Below are 20818 nucleotides of genomic sequence, written 5' to 3'. Positions count from 1 at the left end.
GTAAAATCTATAAATTGTGGAGGTGGAATAGTGGGAAAATTTATAATTAATGGAGGCAATAGATTAGAAGGGGAATTATCTATTCCTGGAGCAAAAAATGCAGTACTACCAATTTTAGCTGCTACTATTATCAGCAGTAAAACAAGTGTTATTTCCAATATACCAGATTTAAAAGATGTAAAGGTTATGATAGATATATTAGAATCACTTGGAGTTAAAATGAAAAAAGAAAAAGATACTATTATAGTAGATTCTAAGGACATAGTTAGTGTTGATTTACCAGAGATGTTAGTAAGAGAAATGAGATCTTCCATAATACTTATGGGAGCATTACTTTCTAGAAAGGGTGAAGTTAGAATATCTTATCCAGGGGGGTGTGAAATTGGTCCAAGACCTATAGATTTGCATCTTAAATCCCTAAGGCAATTAGGAGCTAAGATTGAAGAATCTCATGGATTTTTATATTGTAAAGCTGAAAAGCTTGAAGGATGTGAAATCCAACTTGATTATCCATCAGTAGGAGCTACTGAGAATATAATGTTGGCAGCAGTAAAAGCTAAGGGACTAACTACAATTAGAAATGCTGCTAGAGAGCCTGAGATTATGGATTTACAAGATTATTTAAATAGAATTGGTGCAAGGGTCATGGGAGCTGGTACAAGTGTAATAAGAATAGAGGGAGTAGAGGAGTTTAATCCTTGTAGTCACAGAATAATACCCGATAGAATAGTTACGGGAACATTTATGGTGGCAACTGCAATTACTAGGGGAGAAGTTCTTATAAATGATATTGTGGTAGATCATACACAAAGTATTATAGCAAAATTGAGAGAAACAGGTGCTATAGCACTATGTAATAGCCACAGAGTAAAAATTATTGGAAAAGAAGTCATATCTCCTATAGAGATGTTAAAGACACTACCATTTCCTGGATTTCCAACTGATATGCAAGCACAGTTTATGACGCTTTTATCTATAGCAGATGGAACAAGCATCATAAATGAAACTATATTTGAAAATAGATTTAAGCATGCTGAAGAACTTATGAAAATGGGAGCGAATATTAAGACACTAGGAAGAGTTGCTGTTATAAAAGGTGTAGATAATTTAACAGGAGCAAGAGTATTTGCTAAAGATTTAAGAGGAGGAGCTGCCTTAGTTTTAGCAGGACTTGTAGCTCAAGGAGAGACGGAAGTGGAAGATATTGAACATATAGATAGAGGTTATGATAATCTTCATATAGATTTACAAAAATTAGGAGCAGATATCAAAAGACAAAACTAGGAGTGCTTTAGATGGAAAAACTTACAAGGGTAGAGAGAAAAAGAAGAGCTAGAAAAATTTTCTTTGATTTCATTATAATAATAGTTTTAATATCTTTTATATTTATATTTTCCTTTAGATCCGGTTACTTCAATATAGATAAATTTCAAATAAAGGGAAATAAAAAGTTAAATCAGGATGACATTATAAAGTATTCTATGATAAACAAAGGAGAAAATATATTTAGAATACACAAAAAGAGATCGGAAAGTAATATAAAAAAGATACCTTACATAAAAAGTGTTGATATAAATAGAAAGCTGCCTAATACAGTAGAAATAAGTGTAGTAGAAAGGAAAACTGTTTTACTTATACAAAAATTATCTACTTTTTTGGCTATTGATAAAGATGGGTTTATACTTGAACAAAAAAATGAAAATGAAGAACAGCTACCAGTATTTATTGGGTTAGACATTGAAAATATGAATTTAGGAGATAATGTGTTTTCAACTAAGCTCAATAATGATATAATAGATTTAATCAATGAATCATTAAATTTGAATCTTATGGATACATTTGATAAAGTAGATTTAAAAACAAAAGATAATCTTAATATAATGTTAAAAGATGGAATTTATGTTGCCTTTGGTACACTTGATAATGTAAAATATAAGCTAAGACTTTTAGATGAAATTTTAAAAGATGCAAAAGAAAAAGACATAAAATTCACAAAAATAATTATGAATAAGGGAGAAAATCCTATTTTAGTTACTGAGAATTGAGAAAGAGTGATAAAATGAAAAGGACCAAAGAGATATTTGCCCTTGTTTTAGTCTCTATATTACTAGGATTAATTTTATCAATTCAATTTAAAACTATAAATAAATCCGTAGGAGAAGGAGTGCTACCCACTCAAAGATCTCAACAACTTGCTTTAGAATTGAAAAAGCTTCAAAGTGAAAGAGAAGCTCAAGTTAATAGGATTTTAGAATTAGAGTCTAAGATAGAGCAGTATGAAAAGGGTGAATCAGAGAAAAGTATTTATACTGAAAACTTATATAAAGATGCAATGAAGTATAGAATGTTAGCTGGATATCAAGAGGTAGAAGGAACTGGTATTTTACTTGAAATAAATGATCCTCCTGTAGATTTGCAATTTGGTGATAGCTATAGCATAGTAGATGAATTGGATTTAATACTTCAAATAATTAGCGTGTTAAATGCAGCAGATGCAGAAGCTATATCAATAAATGATCAAAGATATACGGCATACACAGAAATAGTACGAGCTGGCAATCATATAGAAATAAATGGAGTATCTACAAATTCTCCTATTACAATAAAAGCTATAGGCAATCCAGATACTTTAGAATCAGCACTAGCTATAAAGATGGGTGTAGTTTGGCAACTTAGAAAGTTAGATTATTTGGTTCACTTAACTCAAGATAATAATATAGTGATACCTAAATATAGAAAAATCAAAGATTTTATATATAGTTCCCCTGTTGAAGAGAATGTTAATTAGATGATTAGGAGGACATTATGAAAAGAAATAATCCTAAACTAGTACTAACTCTATTTAGCATCATAATAGGTATATTTATATCTACTCAGATGAAGTTAAATGTAGAATCATATGCACCAGTAACAATTAAATCAATACAAGATACAAAGAATGAAATAAATCAAGTTAAAGAAGAATTAAAAGAATTAAGTAAAATGGAAAAAGAAAAAATCCAAGAACTTGAGAAGTTAAAAAATGTATCTCAAGGAGATGAGGACATAATTGATGTCTTATATCAAGATTTAGAGTTAAATATGGCTAAAGCAGGGTATTCAGATCTAGAGGGTCCTGGAATAAAGATTACTATGTATGACAATCCTAGTAACCATATAGTGGGATTTAGTGCAAATGATGATATAATACATGATGTAGATATATTAAATATATTAAATGATTTGAGGATTGCTGGAGCTGAAGCTATTAGTATTAATGATGAAAGAGTTATATCATCATCAGAAATTAAATGTGGAGGGCCGATTATAAAGCTAAATCAAAAGAGTCTAGCTACACCTTTTGAGATAAAGGCTATAGGTGATCCTAAACTTTTAATGGCGGCAATAAACGCTCCCGGAACATATGGAGATATTTTGAAGACAGTTTATAAAATAGGTTTTGAACCAGAAATAAAAGATAAAATATTGATACATGGATATGAAGGCAAGTTTTCATTTAAATTTGCTATACCTAAGAGAGAAGGTGATTAATGGTGTTTTTTGCACTTATTGGAATATTAATAGGAGGTGTTATAGGGTTTTTACTTCCCTATACTTATAATACATCATATTCGCTATATATTACAATTGCTATACTGGCCTGCTTAGATTCTGTCTTCGGAGGTGTGAGAGCAAATCTTCAAAAAAAATTTAATATAAAAATATTTATATCAGGTTTTTTTGGGAATGCATTTTTAGCTGCATTTTTAGCTTACATAGGAGATAGGTTGGCGGTACCTTTATATTATGCAGCTATACTGACTTTTGGAAGCAGACTTTTTGATAACTTCGCTACTATAAGAAGGTTATTATTATTTAAAGATAAATCTATATAATTAAAAAGAAATTAACATTATGTTTACTATAAGATGAGGAGGAAAAAGGATGTTTGATTTTGACGTTGATGTAGAAGAATTTGCAAGAATAAAGGTTATAGGCGTAGGTGGGGGCGGAAATAATGCAGTAAATAGAATGATAGATCATGGAGTTAGAGGTATAGAGTTTATAGCTCTAAATACTGATAGACAATCCCTTCACTCCTCGAAGGCTGAAGTTAAACTGCAATTAGGAGAAAAATTGACTAAGGGACTAGGTGCTGGAGCAAATCCTGAGATAGGAACAAAGGCTGCTGAAGAAAATAGAAATGAAATAGCAGAAGAATTAAAAGGCTCTGATATGATTTTTATAACTGCAGGAATGGGTGGAGGAACTGGTACTGGAGCAGCACCAGTAGTAGCAGAAATAGCTAAGGAAATGGGTATACTTACAGTTGGTGTAGTTACAAAACCCTTTACATTTGAAGGAAACAAGAGGAAAACTCAAGCAGAAAATGGAGTTGAAAACTTAAAAACAAAAGTAGATACATTGGTAACTATACCAAATGATAGGCTTTTACAAATAGCAGATAAAAAAACCACTATGGCTGATGCATTTATGATGGCAGATGAGGTTTTAAAACAAGGTATCCAAGGTATTTCTGATTTAATATCTATACCAAATCTTATAAATTTAGATTTTGCTGATGTTAAGACAATTATGTTAGATAGAGGTATTGCTCACATGGGAATAGGACGAGCTGCTGGAGATAACAGAGCAACTGAAGCTGCAAAACAAGCTATAAAAAGTCCATTACTAGAAACTTCTATAGAAGGGGCTCAATCGGTTTTGTTAAATATAACTGGTGGGGCAGATTTAGGTATATTTGAGGTCAACGAAGCTGCTGATTTAATCAGACAATCAGTAGATCCTGATGCAAATATTATATTTGGTGCAGGTATAGATGATACATTAGAAGATGAAATTAAGATAACAGTCATAGCTACAGGGTTTGATATGAAAAAAGAAAATATTAAAAAAGTAGACAAGCCTGCTAAAGAAGATGAAGAGTTAGAGGAAGAAATCCATATAGACTCTTCAGTAGAAGATCTTGATATACCAATATTTTTAAGAAGAAGAGATAGAAAATAAAATATTTTGTTGAAAAATGCATCTAATTTATTAGATGCATTTTTTTTATTCCCCTGTTATAGACAAATTTTTTAAGATGTTTATCCTATAATATATTTAAATAATAAAAGTGAGGAGATTTCTATTGTATATAATATTAGAATACTATTTATTAGAAAATTTTATAATAAACTTTCTCATATTATATATTACAAAATCTATAAACAAAAGAGATGTCAAATTGAAGAAAATCATAATAGGTGCTATTTTAAGTGGAATATATTCCCTAGTATTTTTCTTCCCTAAATTATTATTTTTAACAACACCTTTTATGAAATTTATTATATCTATTTTAATAATAAAAATAAGCTTTAATTATTATGGAATAAGGGTATTTTTGTATGATCTCATTGCATTTTACATAATATCTTTTATATTTGCAGGAATTATTATTGGAATTTCATTTTCCACTGATATCTCTAATCTTTTATTTGAAGATACTTCATTATCCAATATTTTTAAGTTTAAGCATATAGTAATAGGCATAGTTATAGCATCTATAATATCATTAAAGTTGTTTAACTATAACAATAACAAAAAAATACGGAGGAATTATATTTCTACAGTAAAAATATTTTATAAGGGAAATGCTATGTCTATTATGGCTTTAATTGATACAGGAAATTCACTTATAGAACCTTTTACAAGAAGCCCAGTCATGGTTGTGGAGTATGAGGAAATAAAAAATATTCTTCCTAAGTCTTTACAAGATGTTTATGAAAATACTAAAACAATAGATTATGAAAATCTAGCATATGTTTTAGGCAAATCTATGGAAGATATCTCCTTAAGTATTATTCCATTTAAATCAATAGGAGAAGATTCGGGTATTATATTGGGATTTAAACCTGATTATCTATTGATAAATAGAGAGGGGAAAGACATAAAAAAGAAAAATGTAATGATAGGAATATATAAGGGGAGATTATCAGAGGAAAAAAATTATAATGGATTATTACACTTTGAAACAATATCACAGGGAGGTATTTGATGAAATTAAAAAGATACAATTGGAAATTTAAATTTAAATTAAAACTCTATTCTTTAATGAAGAAATTTAAAATTGTAAATAGAATTGACTATATTGGAGTAGGAGAAACTTTACCACCTCCATTGAACACAGAAGAAGAAGAATATTATATAAATAATTTGAAATATGACGAATCAATAAAGTCAGTTTTAATAGAGAGAAATCTAAGGCTTGTTGTATATATAGCTAGAAAATTTGATAATACAAATATTTCGATAGAAGATCTTATTTCTATAGGAACCATAGGACTTATAAAAGCTGTAAATACATTTGATCCAGATAAAAAAATAAAATTGGCTACATATGCTTCTAAATGTATAGAAAATGAAATACTAATGTATCTAAGAAAGACTAGCAAATTAAAAAGTGAGATATCTCTAGATGAACCATTAAATATTGATTGGGATGGAAATGAACTTCTCCTATCTGACATACTCGGTACAGAAAATGATATAATATTTAAATATATTGAAACTGAAGTAGACAAATCTCTATTAAAAGAGGCAATAGAGAAGCTAAATAGTCGGGAAAAAACTATTGTAAAATTAAGGTTTGGATTGGCAACAGGTGTAGAAAAGACTCAAAAAGAAGTGGCAGACCTATTAGGAATATCTCAATCATATATTTCTAGACTTGAAAAAAGAATTATAAAGAGATTACAAAAAGAAATGAATAAATTAGTATAAATATTATTGGGTATTTTCTCAATAATATTTTTTTTGAATAAAAAAACATCTAAAGGCAATAATTTAATTTGAAAGGGGAAACAATTATGAGAGGATGAAACTAGATGCGTACTTCAAAAGTTGAAATTTGTGGAGTAAATACTGCTAAATTAAAAGTTTTAAGTAATGACCAAATGCAAAAATTATTTGTTAAAATAAAAAATGGAGATTTACAAGCTAGAGAAGAATTCATACAAGGAAATTTAAGACTTGTTTTAAGCATCATACAAAGATTTAACAGGCGAGGAGAAGATGTAGATGATCTTTTTCAAATAGGTTGTATAGGACTTATCAAAGCTATTGATAATTTTGATTTAAGTCATAATGTTAGATTTTCAACTTACGCAGTTCCTATGATAATTGGAGAAATAAGAAGATATTTGAGAGATAATAATTCTATTAGAGTAAGTAGATCTTTACGAGATACAGCATATAAAGCTCTTCAAGCTCGTGAACAATTAATATATAAAAACTCAAAAGAGCCAACTATAACAGAAATAGCTGATATACTGGGAATAGCTAAGGAAGATGTAGTATTTGCACTTGAGGCAATACAAGAACCAATTTCACTTTTTGAACCTGTTTTTCAAGACAGTGGAGATCCTTTGTTTGTTATGGATCAAGTGAAAGATGAAAAAGAGGAAGATAGCTTTTGGCTAAGAAATATAAGCATAAAACAAGCTTTAGAAAAATTAAACAATAGAGAAAAGGAAATATTGGATTTAAGATTCTTTCAAGGTAAGACCCAAATGGAAGTAGCAGATGAAATTGGAATATCCCAAGCCCAAGTTTCTAGATTAGAAAAAAATGCCTTAAAACAAATGAGAAAACACATATAATAAATATAATCCCATCAAATTATAGTAATATTTATATATTTATTTAATATAAATATATAAAGGATAAATAATGAGGTGGGATTATGTTGAAAGTATCAGATGTAAAGACAAAGGAAGTAATAAATATAGCAAATGGGGAAAGACTTGGATATATTTATGATTTTGAGATTGATTTAGAAAAGGGTGTACTTGTTGGCATAGTTATGTCAAGAATGGCTAAGGGATTAGGTTTATTTTCAAAAGTGGATGATATAGTGATAGATTGGGAAGATATAGTAAGAATAGGTACAGATACAATACTAGTTAATTATATAGATTCATAATGTAATTAGACAATAGATAATTTATATATTATAATTAAACTATTAAAGATAAAGAAGGTGGAAGGATGAGATGCCCCTATTGTGAATATAAGGAATCTAAGGTGGTAGATTCAAGACCTACAGACGAAGGACAAGCCATAAGAAGAAGAAGAGAATGTATAAAATGCTCTAAAAGATTTACCACATATGAAAAAATAGAAGAGATTCCCATTATTGTGGTTAAAAAAGACAAAAATAGAGAGAGTTATGATAGGAATAAACTTTTAAATGGAATTATAAAATCTTGTGAAAAAAGGCCTGTATCCATGGATACAATTCAAGATTTAGTAGATGATATTGAAAAAGAACTATCTAATTCATTAGAAAAAGAAATAACTTCCGAAGAAATCGGAGAAATGGTCATGAATAGGCTAAAACATATAGATGAAGTTTCATATGTAAGATTTGCATCTGTGTATAGACAATTTAAAGATGTAAATTCTTTTATGGAAGAATTAAACAAGATACTAACAGAAAACAAATAACTATTTTGGGACAATATACTTGTTTATACAAATATATTGTCTTTTTAAATCAATTTGAAATTTTTATTTTAAATTATTATACTTAAGCAGAAGCTTTTTTCAAATTTATGGAAAATGGTGATGAGATGGATTTATTTACACTTTCAATGGAAGAAAAATTAAAGAAAAATGCTCCTTTAGCTGATAGAATGAGGCCTAAAACTCTAAAAGATTTTGTAGGACAAGGACATATTATAGGGGAGGGGAAGTTTTTACATAGAGCCATCAAGGCAGATAGAATAAATTCTATGATATTTTATGGTCCTCCAGGAACTGGGAAAACAACCCTTGCCATGATTATAGCAAATACTACAAATATGAGATTTGAAAAATTATCGGCAGTTACTTCTGGAGTAAAAGACATAAGAAGGGTAATACTTGAGGCAGAAGAAAATTTGAAATTATATAATAAGAGAAGTATATTGTTTATAGATGAGATTCATAGATTTAATAAATCACAACAAGATGCCTTACTTCCATTTGTAGAAAGAGGAATTATAATTTTAATAGGTGCCACTACAGAAAATCCTTATTTTGAAGTGAATAAGGCACTTTTATCTAGAGCTATGGTAATACAGTTAAATCCATTAGAGAGAAAGGATTTAAAAGATCTTATATCTAAAGCGCTAAAAGATGAGGAAAAGGGATTAGGAAGATTCAATATAAATATAGATAATGAGGCAGTAGATTATCTATTAACTGTGGCTCAAGGAGATGGGCGAGCTATATTAAATTCTTTAGAGATAGGAGTTTTATCAACTCCTAAAGATAATGAAGGGGTTATAAATGTATCTCTAGAAGATATAAAACAATCTATAATGATAAAGACTGCTAAATATGATAAAGGTGGAGATGAACACTTTGATACCATCTCTGCTTTTATAAAGAGTATGAGGGGTACAGATCCTAATGCCACATTATATTGGCTTGCTAAGATGATAAATGCAGGAGAAGACCCTAAATTTATAGCAAGACGAATAATAATTGCAGCAGCAGAAGATGTAGGCAATGCTGATCCTCAAGCTTTATTAATTGCAAATGCAGCCTTTAATGCAGTAAACAATATAGGTATGCCTGAAGGGAGAATAATACTTGCCCAAGCTGCTATATATGTTGCTACAGCACCCAAAAGTAATGCTGCATATGTTGGTATAGATAAGGCTTTAGATGATATTAAAAATGAGGAAATAGGAGAGGTACCAAATCACTTAAAAGATAGTCATTATTCTGGGGCTAAAGCTCTAAAACATGGACAAAACTATAAATATCCTCATAATTTTAAGGACAACTATATACCTCAAGATTATCTACCTGCTGAGATAAGAGATAAAATTTACTATAGTCCTACAGAAAATGGATACGAAGAGATTATAAGTGACAGACTTAGAAAATTGTTTGACAAAAATAACTAAACTCAATATAATTTAGATAAAAGTAATAACCTTTATAATATATAGGGGTTATTTACATAATAGGAGGGAAAAATGAAAGTAGATATAAGATCTATTTATAAAAACAAAGAAGAATATTTTAACAAAGAAGTAATAGTAGAAGGTTGGATTAGAAATATTAGGTCTTCAAAGGCTTTTGGATTTATAGATTTAAATGATGGAACATTTTTTAAAGGAATTCAAATAGTTTTCGAAGAAAATTTATCAAATTTCAAAGAAATATCTAAGCTTAACTTAAGTACTTCAATCAGAGTAAAGGGAGTATTAGTTGAGACTCCAAAGGCGAAGCAAGATTTTGAAATTAAAGCTAGTGAAATTATAGTTGAAGGAGATTCTCCTGCTGACTATCCATTACAAAAAAAGAGACATAGCTTTGAGTATTTGAGAACCATTGCTCATCTGAGACCTAGAAGCAATACTTTTAGTGCAGTTTTTAGAGTAAGGTCAGTACTTGCTTATGCTATACACAAATTTTTTCAGGAAAGAGGCTTTGTGTATGTAAATACTCCTATAATCACCTCATCTGACGCTGAGGGAGCAGGGGAAATGTTTAGGGTGACTAATTTAGACTTGGAAAATCTTCCTATGACTGATGACGGTAAGGTAGATAATTGTGAAGACTTTTTTGGGAAAACAACAAGTCTTACTGTAAGCGGTCAATTAGAGGCAGAAGTTTATGCTTTAGCTTTTAAAAATGTATATACCTTTGGTCCAACTTTTAGAGCTGAAAACTCTAATACTGCAAGACATGCTGCGGAGTTTTGGATGATTGAGCCAGAGATTGCCTTTGCAGATTTAAAAGATAATATGAACTTAGCAGAGGATATGTTAAAATATATAATCTCTTATGTAATGGAAAATGCAAAGGAAGAAATGGAATTCTTTAACTCTTTCGTAGATAAGGGTCTTCTGGATAGACTTAAAAATATAGTTAATTCTGATTTTGAAAAAATAACTTATACAAAGGCAATAGAGATATTGAATGATGCTAAAAAAGACTTTCAATATAAAGTAGAGTGGGGAATAGATCTTCAAACTGAACATGAAAGATATATTACTGAAGAAGTGTTTAAAAAACCTGTTTTTGTGACAGACTATCCTAAAGAGATAAAAGCATTTTATATGAGAGAAAATGAAGATAATAAAACTGTATCTGCAATGGACTTATTAGTACCTGGTATAGGGGAAATAATAGGTGGAAGCCAAAGAGAAGAGAGATTAGATGTATTAGAAAAGAAAATTGTTGAAAATGGAATGGAAAAAGATGAATACTGGTGGTATTTGGAGCTTAGAAAATATGGTAGTACAAAGCATTCTGGATTTGGATTAGGTTTTGAAAGAGCTCTTATGTATATTACTGGTATGACAAATATTAGAGATGTAATATCATTTCCTAGAACTGTAAAATCTGCTGAATTTTAAATTGTCTTGTAAAATACACATAATTTTGCTATAATAACTCTTAATATAAAGACATAGATGGGAAGTAGTAGATAAATTGTAGTTTATAGAGAGCTGTTGTTTGGTGCAAAACAGTATCTACAATATTCGAACTTGTCTCAGAGTCATCAAAGTATACTTTGATCGGAAAGATACCGTTATATCTTTAAGTGGATAGAAATATCAACAAGAGTGGTACCGCGAATTAACCCTTCGTCTCTTTATAGAGGAGGGGTTTTTTATTTTAAATAAAGAATTTAAGGAGTGTAAAAATGAGAGAATATAGACCGAGAGATATTGAAAAGAAATGGCAAGATATTTGGGATGAAAATCAAGTTTATAAAGCTGAAATAGATAAATCTAAAGAAAAGTTTTATGCCCTAGTAGAGTTCCCATATCCATCTGCTAATGGATTACATGTAGGTCACCCAAGACCATATACTGCACTAGACATATTATCTAGAAAGAGAAGATACGAAGGATACAATGTATTATTTCCTATGGGTTGGGACGCCTTTGGACTTCCTACAGAAAACTTTGCAATAAAAAATAAGGTTCATCCTAAAGAGGTAACAGAAAAAAATATAGCGAGATTTAAATCTCAATTAAAATCTATAGGTTTTTCCTTTGATTGGTCTAGAGAGATAAATACTACTGATCCTAATTATTATAAATGGACTCAATGGATATTTTTAAAACTATATGAAAAAGGCTTGGCCTACAAAGAGGAAATGCCTATAAACTGGTGTACTTCATGTAAAATAGGATTGGCAAATGAAGAAGTGGTAGGAGGATCTTGTGAAAGATGTGGAGGAGAAGTAGTTCAAAAAGTAAAAAATCAGTGGATGTTAAAGATTACCGAATATGCTGATAGACTTATAGATGATTTAGATGATTTAGATTTTATTGATAGAGTTAAAGTTCAACAAAAAAATTGGATAGGAAGATCAGAAGGAGCAGAATTAGATTTTAAAGTTGCAGGAAAAGAAGATAAATTAAAAGTATTTACTACAAGACCAGATACTATTTTTGGGGCAACTTATATGGTAATATCTCCAGAGCATTATCTTATAGAAACATACAAAGATAATATAAAAAATTATAATGAAGTAATAGAATATAAAAACATGGCTAGTAAGAAGTCAGACTTTGAGAGAACAGAGCTTTCAAAGGAAAAAACAGGAGTAGAATTAATTGGTATAAAAGCTATAAATCCAGCAACAGGGAAAGAAATTCCTATTTGGATATCTGACTATGTCCTAATGAGCTATGGAACAGGTGCGATAATGGCAGTTCCAGGTCATGATGAAAGAGACTGGGAGTTTGCAAAGAAATTTAACTTACCTATTATAGAAGTTATAAAGGGTGGAGATATAGAGAAAGAGGCTTATACAAACACTGACAAAGGTACTTTAGTAAATTCAGAGTTTTTAAATGGTATGGAAGTCGAAGAAGCTAAAGAAGCTATCATGGAATGGATAGAAGACAATAATTTAGGTTCAAAAAAAATCAATTTTAAACTTAGAGACTGGGTATTTTCAAGACAAAGATACTGGGGAGAACCTATACCTTTAATCCATTGTGATGAATGTGGTTGGGTACCAGTAAAGGAAGAAGATCTACCTGTTGAGTTACCTGATGTAGTAAACTATGAGCCTACAGATACTGGTGAATCTCCCTTAGCCAAGATAGATGATTGGGTGAACACTAATTGTCCAAAATGTGGTGCAAAGGCTAAAAGAGAAACAGATACTATGCCAAACTGGGCAGGTTCATCATGGTATTTTTTAAGATATCTAGATCCTAATAATGATGATGCCTTAGCATCTAAGGAAGCTATAGACTATTGGATGCCAGTAGATTGGTATAATGGAGGTATGGAACATACTACATTACATTTACTATATTCAAGATTTTGGAATAAGTTTTTATATGATATTGGAGTAGTTAGCACTCCTGAGCCATATAAAAAGAGAACTTCTCATGGAATGATATTAGGGGATAATAATGAGAAAATGTCTAAGTCAAGAGGCAATGTAGTAAATCCTGATGATATAGTAAGGGATTTTGGAGCTGACACTTTAAGAACCTATGAGATGTTTATAGGGGATTTTGAAAAATCTGCTCCTTGGTCTGAAAATGGAGTAAAGGGATGTAGGAGATTTTTAGAAAGAGTTTGGAGATTACAAGATCTAATAGTAGATGGAGAAGGGTATACAAAAGAACTTGAATCAAGTATTCATAAGACTATTAAAAAGGTTTCAGATGATTTTGATAATATGAAATTTAATACTGGTATTGCTGCTTTAATGTCTCTATCAAATGAATTTAATGATCACGGCAAAATCACAAAAGGTGATTTTAAGACATTTTTAATCTTACTAAACCCTGTAGCTCCGCATATAACTGAAGAGCTTTGGGAGATATTAGGTCTTGATGGATATTTATATGAAGGAACTTGGCCCACATATGATGAAGAAAAGACTAAAGACAAAGTTATAAATATGCCAGTTCAAGTAAATGGAAAAGTAAGGGGAACTATTGAAGTAGGGGTAGATGATACTAAGGAAATTGCAAGGGAAAAGGCCTTAAAAGATGAAAAAATCCTTAAATTTATAGAAGGTAAAACCATAATAAAAGAAATATTTGTAATGGGCAAAATTTATAATATTGTAGCAAAGTAATAAAATATTTCAACTATTTCTATAATTATGATATAATTGTAACATAGTTAATATTAGAGTTATAGATATTTTATAATTATGGAGGGGGAGAATATGAGAAAAATTTTAGTTACTGGAGCTTTAGGACAAATTGGTTCAGATTTAACTTTTAAATTGAGAGAGATTTATGGTAATGAAAATGTTATTGCTAGTAGTAGAAGTAGAAAACAAGGACAAGAAGAGTTAATAGAGAGTGGACCCTTTGAAGAACTAGATATTATAGAGGGAGAGAAAATATCGGAAGTTGTTAAGAAACATAATATAAATACTATTATAAATTTAGCAGCTATTTTATCTGCCAAGGGGGAAGAAAGACCTAATGCCTGTTGGGAAGCGAATATGAATGGGCTCTATAATGTTTTACAAGTGGGGAAAGAAGAAAATTGCCAAATATTTACTCCAAGTTCTATAGCAGCTTTTGGACCATCTACACCAAAGGACAATACTCCCCAGGTTACAATCCAAAGACCCAATACAATGTATGGTGTAACAAAGGTAGCTGGAGAATTACTTTGCGACTACTACTATAAGAAATTTGGAGTAGACACTAGAGGAGTTAGATTTCCAGGACTAATATCATATAAAGCTTTACCAGGTGGAGGTACTACTGATTATGCAGTCCATATTTACTATGAGGCAATTAAAAATGGTAAATATACATCTTTTATAGATAAAGGGACTAAGATGGATATGATGTATATGCCAGATGCTCTAGATGCAATAATAGGTCTTATGGAAGCAGATGGTGAAAAGCTAATAAATAGAAATGCTTTCAATGTAACTGCCATGAGTTTTGATCCAGAAGATATGAAGAACTCTATTAGAAAGTTTATACCTGAATTTGAACTTTCTTATGATGTAGATCCGGTAAGGCAAAGTATTGCAGATTCTTGGCCGAATTCCTTAGATGATAGTGCAGCAAGGAGAGAATGGGGCTGGAATCCTAAATATGATTTAGATGGTATGACAAAGGATATGTTAGAAAAACTAAGAGAAAAGCTTAAATAGAGAAAAACCTTCCTCAGTCTTGAGGAAGGTTTTTCATTTAAATAATTTTTTTAACATTGGAACTGGAAGTTCTTTTATTTCCTCCTTAATTTTAAGTATTTCTTCTTCAAAAGAATCGCCTTTATCTAAAAGTATATTGATTTTTTTCTCTAAACTCAATTGAGAATTTAAAATTTGTTGGATCTGTGATTTGATATCTTTTATTTCTAAATTTAACTGCTCTAAACTATCTTCTGTTTTAATATTTTCTTCTACGCTTTTATTTAAATCATCTTTTATATGCTGAAAATCCAGTTCTCCGTAATTAGAGATATTGTTTATAAATATATCTTTTAATACTTCTTCTGATTTATCATTTTCGGATACTTTATTTATAAATAGATCTTCTATAATTTTTTCTAATTCATCTATATCCTTATTTTCCATATTTAAATCTTTGTTATTTTTTACATACAAGGGTTCTGCTCCTTTAGAATTAGATTTGAAATTGGGAAATAACTTTTTTAGGGTTTTAGAGTTACTTATATCTGTAAAATCATCTAGTAGATGTTTAATTTTTAAATTTGGATATAAATTTTTATTTACTAGAGTCTTTATTTTAGAAATATTAGTATATTTTATTTGGTTTTCATTTACCCAGGAACTTCCGTAATCCTGAGATTTAAAAATATTTATAGTTCTATCTACAATAAAAGAAATATAAAGAATTTTATCTTTTTCATATAATGTAAAGGGGGTATCTTTTGGAATATACATATTATCTACAGATATATCTCTCCAAGTATATTGATTTTGGCCTGTAGTATCCATTTTTTTATAGGATAGTCCATAGCTAGTATTTGATTTTTTAAGCCATAAGCTATGTATGCTTTTCATTTTATCTATAAATATATAAGAAAATCCATTATTTAATCCTTCCCAAAGTGATTTAGGATTATTGCTCCATGACTTTCTATAGGGACTATAAAAGCAATGGTATATATATGATTTAGTGTTTGTAGTAGTGTTATAGAGTATATGAATAGCTCCAGATGAATCATAGTCCACAGAAAAATCAGGTTTCTTTTTTATTGAAACATATCTTATCACATTATATCTCTGTTCTATACTTTCCTTATAAATAATGTGTTCAATAGTACATATATTAGGGTTTATTAAATTAGAATATCCACATATGATGTGAAATTTACCATTTATAAAAAATAGTTCTAATTGATAGTATTTATTTGATTTTAAATCAAATTTACCAATTATGGATTCCTTCCATACTTTATTGTTATAAGTTTGTAGATATAAAGTTCCACATTTAAGTAGATATAGTATATGTGTATTATTCTCATTATCTAGAGCTATAGAATATTTCAATACATTTCTTACTTTTAAAATATTTTCATCAATTGTATTGAATTTATTATTGTATATTTTATAGCTTAGAGTATTTTTAGAACTTAAATTAAAAGTAAAGAATCTATCTTCACTATTTATTACTAAATAATCTTTTATATAATTTTCCATAAAATCACTTCTCCTTTTATCACATAATACTATCTATTACATAGTATGTAATTAGAAGTAAATATATTAAAATAGGAGTGAAATAGATGGAAGATTTAAAAAAAGTAGATGAAAAAATGGAAGTATTGGGATGTATAGATAAAGATTGTATTATAGTTGATAAAGTATTTGCAAGCTGTCAACAAAGAGAGTGTTTTCCGGAAGTAGAAGTAGATATAGACTGTGAAGATTTTGGACGCATTAGATTTAGACCAGGATTTATAGTTCCTAATACTTTAGTAGTAACTGATATAGAAGGACAACCTGATTTTAGAAGAGTAAGATTTTTGGTTAGAATTCCATATCAAGTTTTAGATCCAAATGGAAATATAATTTTAGAAAGTGTTTTACCAGATATAGAAAAGGATATAATATTATACATTCCTGATGCAAGAGATGAATTTGAGTTTAGAATAGTTATAGAGACTAGTTCTATAGTATTAGCTCAACCAATTAAAACAGGAGATATATTGAGCTTTTCAGTAGGAACATATATTATAGTAAAGGTAGTAGGAACAGTACAACTTTGGATTCCAGCTTTTGGATATTGTCCAGAACCACCGGAGTGTACAGAGTTCTCCCCTGAAGATATCTGTGAAGAATTTGATGAATCAGATTTTCCAGAATTTTTCCCTCCTCAACTACCACAATAAATTCTCTTGGAGCCTAGGCTCCTTTTTTTTTGTGATAAATAATCTTGACAAAGTTACTGGGATATAATATAATTTCAATATGAATACCAAGTAAATTACTTGGAATTAAAAGAGGTGAAAAAATGAAGATATCCACTAAGGGCAGATATGGACTAATGGCAATGTTTCAACTGGCTTTAGAATATGGAAATGGACCAGTGCCATTAAAGAATATAGCTTTAAAGCAAAATATTTCAGATAGCTATCTTGAGCAATTATTTTCTACATTGAGAAGGGATAAATTATTAGCAAGTGTTAGAGGTGCACAAGGTGGATACATGCTGGCAAGAGCTCCAGAAGAAATCACTGTAGGTCATATTTTAAGATCACTAGAAGGGGATTTAGCTCCTGCAGATTGCGCCACAGATAAAGCTGAATGTTTAAAAGAAGATACTTGTGCATCAAAAATAGTATTTGTTAAGATAAAAGATAGTATAGATGAAGTTATAGATTCGATCACCTTAAAAGATATGATAAATGATATTAAAGATACGGAAACTAAAAATTAGGAGGATAATGATGAGGAATTATATTTATATGGATAATGCAGCAACTACACCTGTTAAAGAGGAAGTTTTAGAAGCTATGATGCCATATTTTACTGAAAAATATGGGAATCCTTCAAGTGTTTATTCTTTAGGATCAAAATCTAAGGTTGCAGTTGAAAAAGCTAGAGATCAAATAGCAAAAGTTCTTAATGCTCAATCAAAAGAGATATACTTTACTGGTGGAGGTTCTGAATCAGATAACTGGGCAATAAAAGGAATTGCGTATAATAATAAAAATAAGGGAAATCATATAATAACAAGTAAGATTGAACATCATGCAGTTTTACATGCATGTGAATATTTAGAAAGACAAGGTTTTGAAGTTACTTATTTAGATGTAGATGAAGATGGAATAGTAGATTTAGAACAACTTAAAAGCTCAATTAAAGACTCTACTATCCTAATAACTATAATGTTTGCAAATAATGAGATAGGTACCATGCAACCTATTAAAGAAATAGGTGAGATTGCAAAAGAAAATAAAATATTATTTCACACAGATGCAGTTCAAGCAATGGGGAATATAGAAATAGATGTAAATGAATTGAATATAGATTTATTATCAATGTCTGCTCATAAGTTTAATGGTCCTAAGGGTATAGGAGCATTATATATTAGAAAAGGCATAAAAATAGATCCTCTTATTATAGGTGGAGGTCAAGAAAGATCTAAAAGAGCCGGAACTGAAAATGTACCATCAATTGTTGGAATGGGTAAAGCTTTAGAATTAGCTTATGAAAATTTAGATAGTCATAGAGAAAGATTAATTTCTCTAAGAGAATATTTAATAGAAAAAATAGAAAAAAACATAGATTATATAAGATTAAATGGTCATAGAAATAAGAGACTTCCTGGGAATGTAAATTTTAGTTTCCAATTTATAGAAGGAGAATCCTTATTATTAAGTCTTGATATGGTAGGTATAGCAGGCTCTAGTGGCTCAGCTTGTACATCAGGATCATTAGATCCATCCCATGTATTACTTGCTATTGGATTATCCCACGAAATAGCACATGGATCACTTAGACTTTCTTTAAGTGAAGAAAATACAAAAGAAGAAATTGATTATGTGGTTGAAAATTTAGGACAAATAGTACAAAGGTTGAGGGATATGTCACCACTATATGAAAAAGTTAAGGGGGAAAAATAATGTATAGTGAAAAGGTAATGGATCACTTTATGCACCCAAGAAATATGGGGGAAATAGAAAATGCAGATGGTGTAGGAGAAGTTGGAAATGCAAAATGCGGAGATATAATGAAAATGTATTTAAAAATAGATGATAATATAATATCGGATGTGAAATTTAAAACTTTTGGATGTGGTTCTGCTATAGCTTCATCAAGTATGTCTACTGAACTTATAAAAGGGAAAAGTATAGAAGAAGCAATGGAGATTACAAACAAAGCAGTAGCAGATGCACTAGATGGACTTCCACCTGTTAAGATGCACTGTTCAGTATTAGCTGAGCAGGCTATTAAGTCTGCACTATTAGATTATTCTAAAAAAACTGGGGTTCATATAGAAGGACTAGAAGATGTAGATTTTGATGATGAGCATCTTCATGATCACATAGAAGAAGAATAAAAATTAATAGGGCAGCTTTAAGCTGCCTTATTAATATATTAAGGTGATAATATGAGTATAAATATAGCTTCAGTACCGGATTTTCTAGCTAAGTCCATATTAATGATTTCTATATTGTTTTTATTATTGTTAGTATATTATCTTATCAATATAGGTAATAAATTTATTCCGGAGGACAAAAAAATAAAAATTAATAATAGAAAAATATTTAAAAGTCTAGGTTTGCTAATAGGCTTATATACTTTAATGAAAATTTTTGAATATAATAATTTCTTATATGATATACTTATTACCTTGATTATATCTATAATATTAGCTTATACTTTTAACCCAATAATAGATAGACTAGAAAGCAAAAATATTAAAAGAAGAAATGCTATTTTAATATTGTATCTATCAATACTTGCCATATTTTTTATATTTGCTTTTTTAATTGCACCAAAATCTGGGACAGAGATTAAAAGACTAGTAAATAATTTACCAAAATATATAGAGCAAGCATCAGAAATGATAGACAATATATACACAAAATATTATTCTACTCTAGGAGGACTTCCGCCTTTATTTCAAGGAGTAGAAGATATAGTAATGGAGAATATAATAAAATTAGAAAATATGATAATAAATAGTCTGGAAGTTTTTGCTGGAAGTATAATAGGGGTGGCATTAAAGCTAGTAAATATAATTTTAACTCCAATACTTACTTATTACTTTTTAGTTGATAAAAGATATTTTAAAAAGAGAATAACAAATATGATTCCTAGAAAATATAAAAAGGATGTAATTATTCTAGCGAGGGAAATAGATCTTTCTCTAACTTTGTTCATTAGAGGAAGACTTTTGATGTCACTATATGTAGGTATTGCAACTACAATTATGTTACTTATATTAGGCATAGATTTTGCGATTGTTATAGGATTTATAACTGGGTTTGCAGATATAATACCATATATAGGCCCTCTTATAGGATATATTCCAGCTGCATTTTTTGCTGCTATATCAAGCCCGATAAAAATAGTTTGGGTTACAATATTTTTTGTATTTATACAATGGGCTGAAAACAACCTACTTGCTCCAAAGATAATAGGAGAGACTATGAACATGCATCCTCTTATTATTCTTCTTTCAATTATAATAGGTGGAGGAATATTTGGAGTATTTGGTATGATACTTTCGGTACCATCAGTGGCTATCATTAGAATTATATTGAATTTTATAATAGGGAAAATAAAGGAAAATAAGATAAACTCTAATTGACAAATAGAACATATTAAATTATAATTCAAATA

General features: G+C 29.6%; 21 protein-coding genes and 1 other annotated feature. Of the genes, 20 read left to right on the top strand and 1 reads right to left on the bottom strand.

The features are described from left to right. The first annotated feature begins 30 nt into the window (after positions 1–30). From murA to AC4PG3_RS07805, 15 genes are all read left to right on the top strand, one after another. Complete coding sequence (murA, locus tag AC4PG3_RS07875; protein WP_492196116.1) at positions 31–1284, top strand: UDP-N-acetylglucosamine 1-carboxyvinyltransferase; 1254 nt, start codon at positions 31–33, stop codon at positions 1282–1284. 11 nt (positions 1285–1295) lie between these two features. After that, positions 1296–2045: a cell division protein FtsQ/DivIB gene (locus tag AC4PG3_RS07870; protein ID WP_492196115.1), complete on the top strand. Its 750-nt coding sequence runs from the start codon at positions 1296–1298 to the stop codon at positions 2043–2045. Positions 2046–2059: 14 nt separating this feature from the next. Then, positions 2060–2788, top strand: coding sequence for a DUF881 domain-containing protein (locus AC4PG3_RS07865; RefSeq protein WP_492196114.1), 729 nt, complete (start codon positions 2060–2062; stop codon positions 2786–2788). Between the two features lie 17 nt (positions 2789–2805). Next, entirely contained in the window at positions 2806–3531 is a 726-nt protein-coding gene (locus AC4PG3_RS07860; protein WP_492196113.1) for a DUF881 domain-containing protein, read from the top strand. Further along, on the top strand, positions 3531–3875 hold the full coding sequence (locus AC4PG3_RS07855; RefSeq protein WP_492196112.1) for a small basic family protein: 345 nt from the start codon (positions 3531–3533) through the stop codon (positions 3873–3875). Before AC4PG3_RS07860 ends, AC4PG3_RS07855 begins: the two co-directional genes overlap by 1 nt. 49 nt (positions 3876–3924) lie before the next feature. Beyond that, positions 3925–5007, top strand: coding sequence for a cell division protein FtsZ (gene ftsZ, locus AC4PG3_RS07850; protein ID WP_492196111.1), 1083 nt, complete (start codon positions 3925–3927; stop codon positions 5005–5007). Between the two features lie 124 nt (positions 5008–5131). Then, on the top strand, positions 5132–6037 hold the full coding sequence (locus AC4PG3_RS07845) for a sigma-E processing peptidase SpoIIGA (protein WP_492196110.1): 906 nt from the start codon (positions 5132–5134) through the stop codon (positions 6035–6037). After that, complete coding sequence (sigE, locus tag AC4PG3_RS07840) at positions 6037–6762, top strand: RNA polymerase sporulation sigma factor SigE (protein ID WP_492196109.1); 726 nt, start codon at positions 6037–6039, stop codon at positions 6760–6762. The genes AC4PG3_RS07845 and sigE overlap by 1 nt, the downstream gene beginning before the upstream one ends. A 104-nt stretch (positions 6763–6866) precedes the next feature. Beyond that, positions 6867–7640 (top strand): RNA polymerase sporulation sigma factor SigG, encoded by a 774-nt coding sequence (gene sigG / locus AC4PG3_RS07835; RefSeq protein WP_492196108.1) that lies wholly within the window; start codon positions 6867–6869, stop codon positions 7638–7640. 83 nt (positions 7641–7723) lie between these two features. Further along, positions 7724–7963 (top strand): YlmC/YmxH family sporulation protein, encoded by a 240-nt coding sequence (locus AC4PG3_RS07830; protein WP_492196107.1) that lies wholly within the window; start codon positions 7724–7726, stop codon positions 7961–7963. A gap of 65 nt (positions 7964–8028) precedes the next feature. Further along, positions 8029–8487 carry a transcriptional regulator NrdR gene (nrdR, locus tag AC4PG3_RS07825; RefSeq protein WP_492196106.1) on the top strand — a complete coding sequence of 153 codons (459 nt, stop codon included), beginning with the start codon at positions 8029–8031 and terminating at the stop codon, positions 8485–8487. Positions 8488–8612: 125 nt separating this feature from the next. Then, positions 8613–9938: a replication-associated recombination protein A gene (locus tag AC4PG3_RS07820; RefSeq protein WP_492196105.1), complete on the top strand. Its 1326-nt coding sequence runs from the start codon at positions 8613–8615 to the stop codon at positions 9936–9938. A gap of 72 nt (positions 9939–10010) precedes the next feature. Further along, positions 10011–11399 (top strand): asparagine--tRNA ligase, encoded by a 1389-nt coding sequence (gene asnS / locus AC4PG3_RS07815; RefSeq protein ID WP_492196104.1) that lies wholly within the window; start codon positions 10011–10013, stop codon positions 11397–11399. A gap of 45 nt (positions 11400–11444) precedes the next feature. After that, positions 11445–11641: a binding site (T-box leader), on the top strand. Between the two features lie 48 nt (positions 11642–11689). Beyond that, the gene (gene leuS, locus AC4PG3_RS07810; protein WP_492196103.1) at positions 11690–14101 is read left to right on the top strand and encodes a leucine--tRNA ligase; all 2412 of its coding nucleotides are present in this window, start codon (positions 11690–11692) and stop codon (positions 14099–14101) included. 93 nt (positions 14102–14194) lie between these two features. Beyond that, positions 14195–15148, top strand: coding sequence for an L-threonine 3-dehydrogenase (locus AC4PG3_RS07805; protein ID WP_492196102.1), 954 nt, complete (start codon positions 14195–14197; stop codon positions 15146–15148). 33 nt (positions 15149–15181) lie between these two features. On the opposite strand, the gene AC4PG3_RS07800 is transcribed toward AC4PG3_RS07805, so the two are convergent. After that, positions 15182–16663, bottom strand: coding sequence for a hypothetical protein (locus tag AC4PG3_RS07800; RefSeq protein ID WP_492196101.1), 1482 nt, complete (start codon positions 16661–16663; stop codon positions 15182–15184). Between the two features lie 86 nt (positions 16664–16749). On the opposite strand from AC4PG3_RS07800, the gene AC4PG3_RS07795 reads away from it, so the two are divergent. The 5 genes from AC4PG3_RS07795 to AC4PG3_RS07775 all read left to right on the top strand — a co-directional run bounded on the left by AC4PG3_RS07795 (position 16750) and on the right by AC4PG3_RS07775 (position 20786). Further along, entirely contained in the window at positions 16750–17355 is a 606-nt protein-coding gene (locus AC4PG3_RS07795; RefSeq protein ID WP_492196100.1) for a hypothetical protein, read from the top strand. 122 nt (positions 17356–17477) lie between these two features. Continuing rightward, positions 17478–17903: an RrF2 family transcriptional regulator gene (locus AC4PG3_RS07790; RefSeq protein ID WP_492196099.1), complete on the top strand. Its 426-nt coding sequence runs from the start codon at positions 17478–17480 to the stop codon at positions 17901–17903. Positions 17904–17913: 10 nt separating this feature from the next. Continuing rightward, positions 17914–19092, top strand: a complete 1179-nt coding sequence (gene nifS, locus AC4PG3_RS07785) for a cysteine desulfurase NifS (protein ID WP_492196098.1) — start codon at positions 17914–17916, stop codon at positions 19090–19092. Continuing rightward, positions 19092–19529: a Fe-S cluster assembly scaffold protein NifU gene (gene nifU / locus AC4PG3_RS07780; RefSeq protein ID WP_492196097.1), complete on the top strand. Its 438-nt coding sequence runs from the start codon at positions 19092–19094 to the stop codon at positions 19527–19529. Before nifS ends, nifU begins: the two co-directional genes overlap by 1 nt. Before the next feature lie 51 nt (positions 19530–19580). After that, positions 19581–20786, top strand: a complete 1206-nt coding sequence (locus tag AC4PG3_RS07775; protein ID WP_492196096.1) for an AI-2E family transporter — start codon at positions 19581–19583, stop codon at positions 20784–20786. Positions 20787–20818: the final 32 nt, after the last annotated feature.

The sequence above is a fragment of the Tissierella sp. QWL-11 genome, assembly GCF_058683765.1.
The sequence above is the reverse complement of the archived record's forward strand: the minus strand, read 5'-3'. Positions and strand labels throughout refer to the sequence as shown.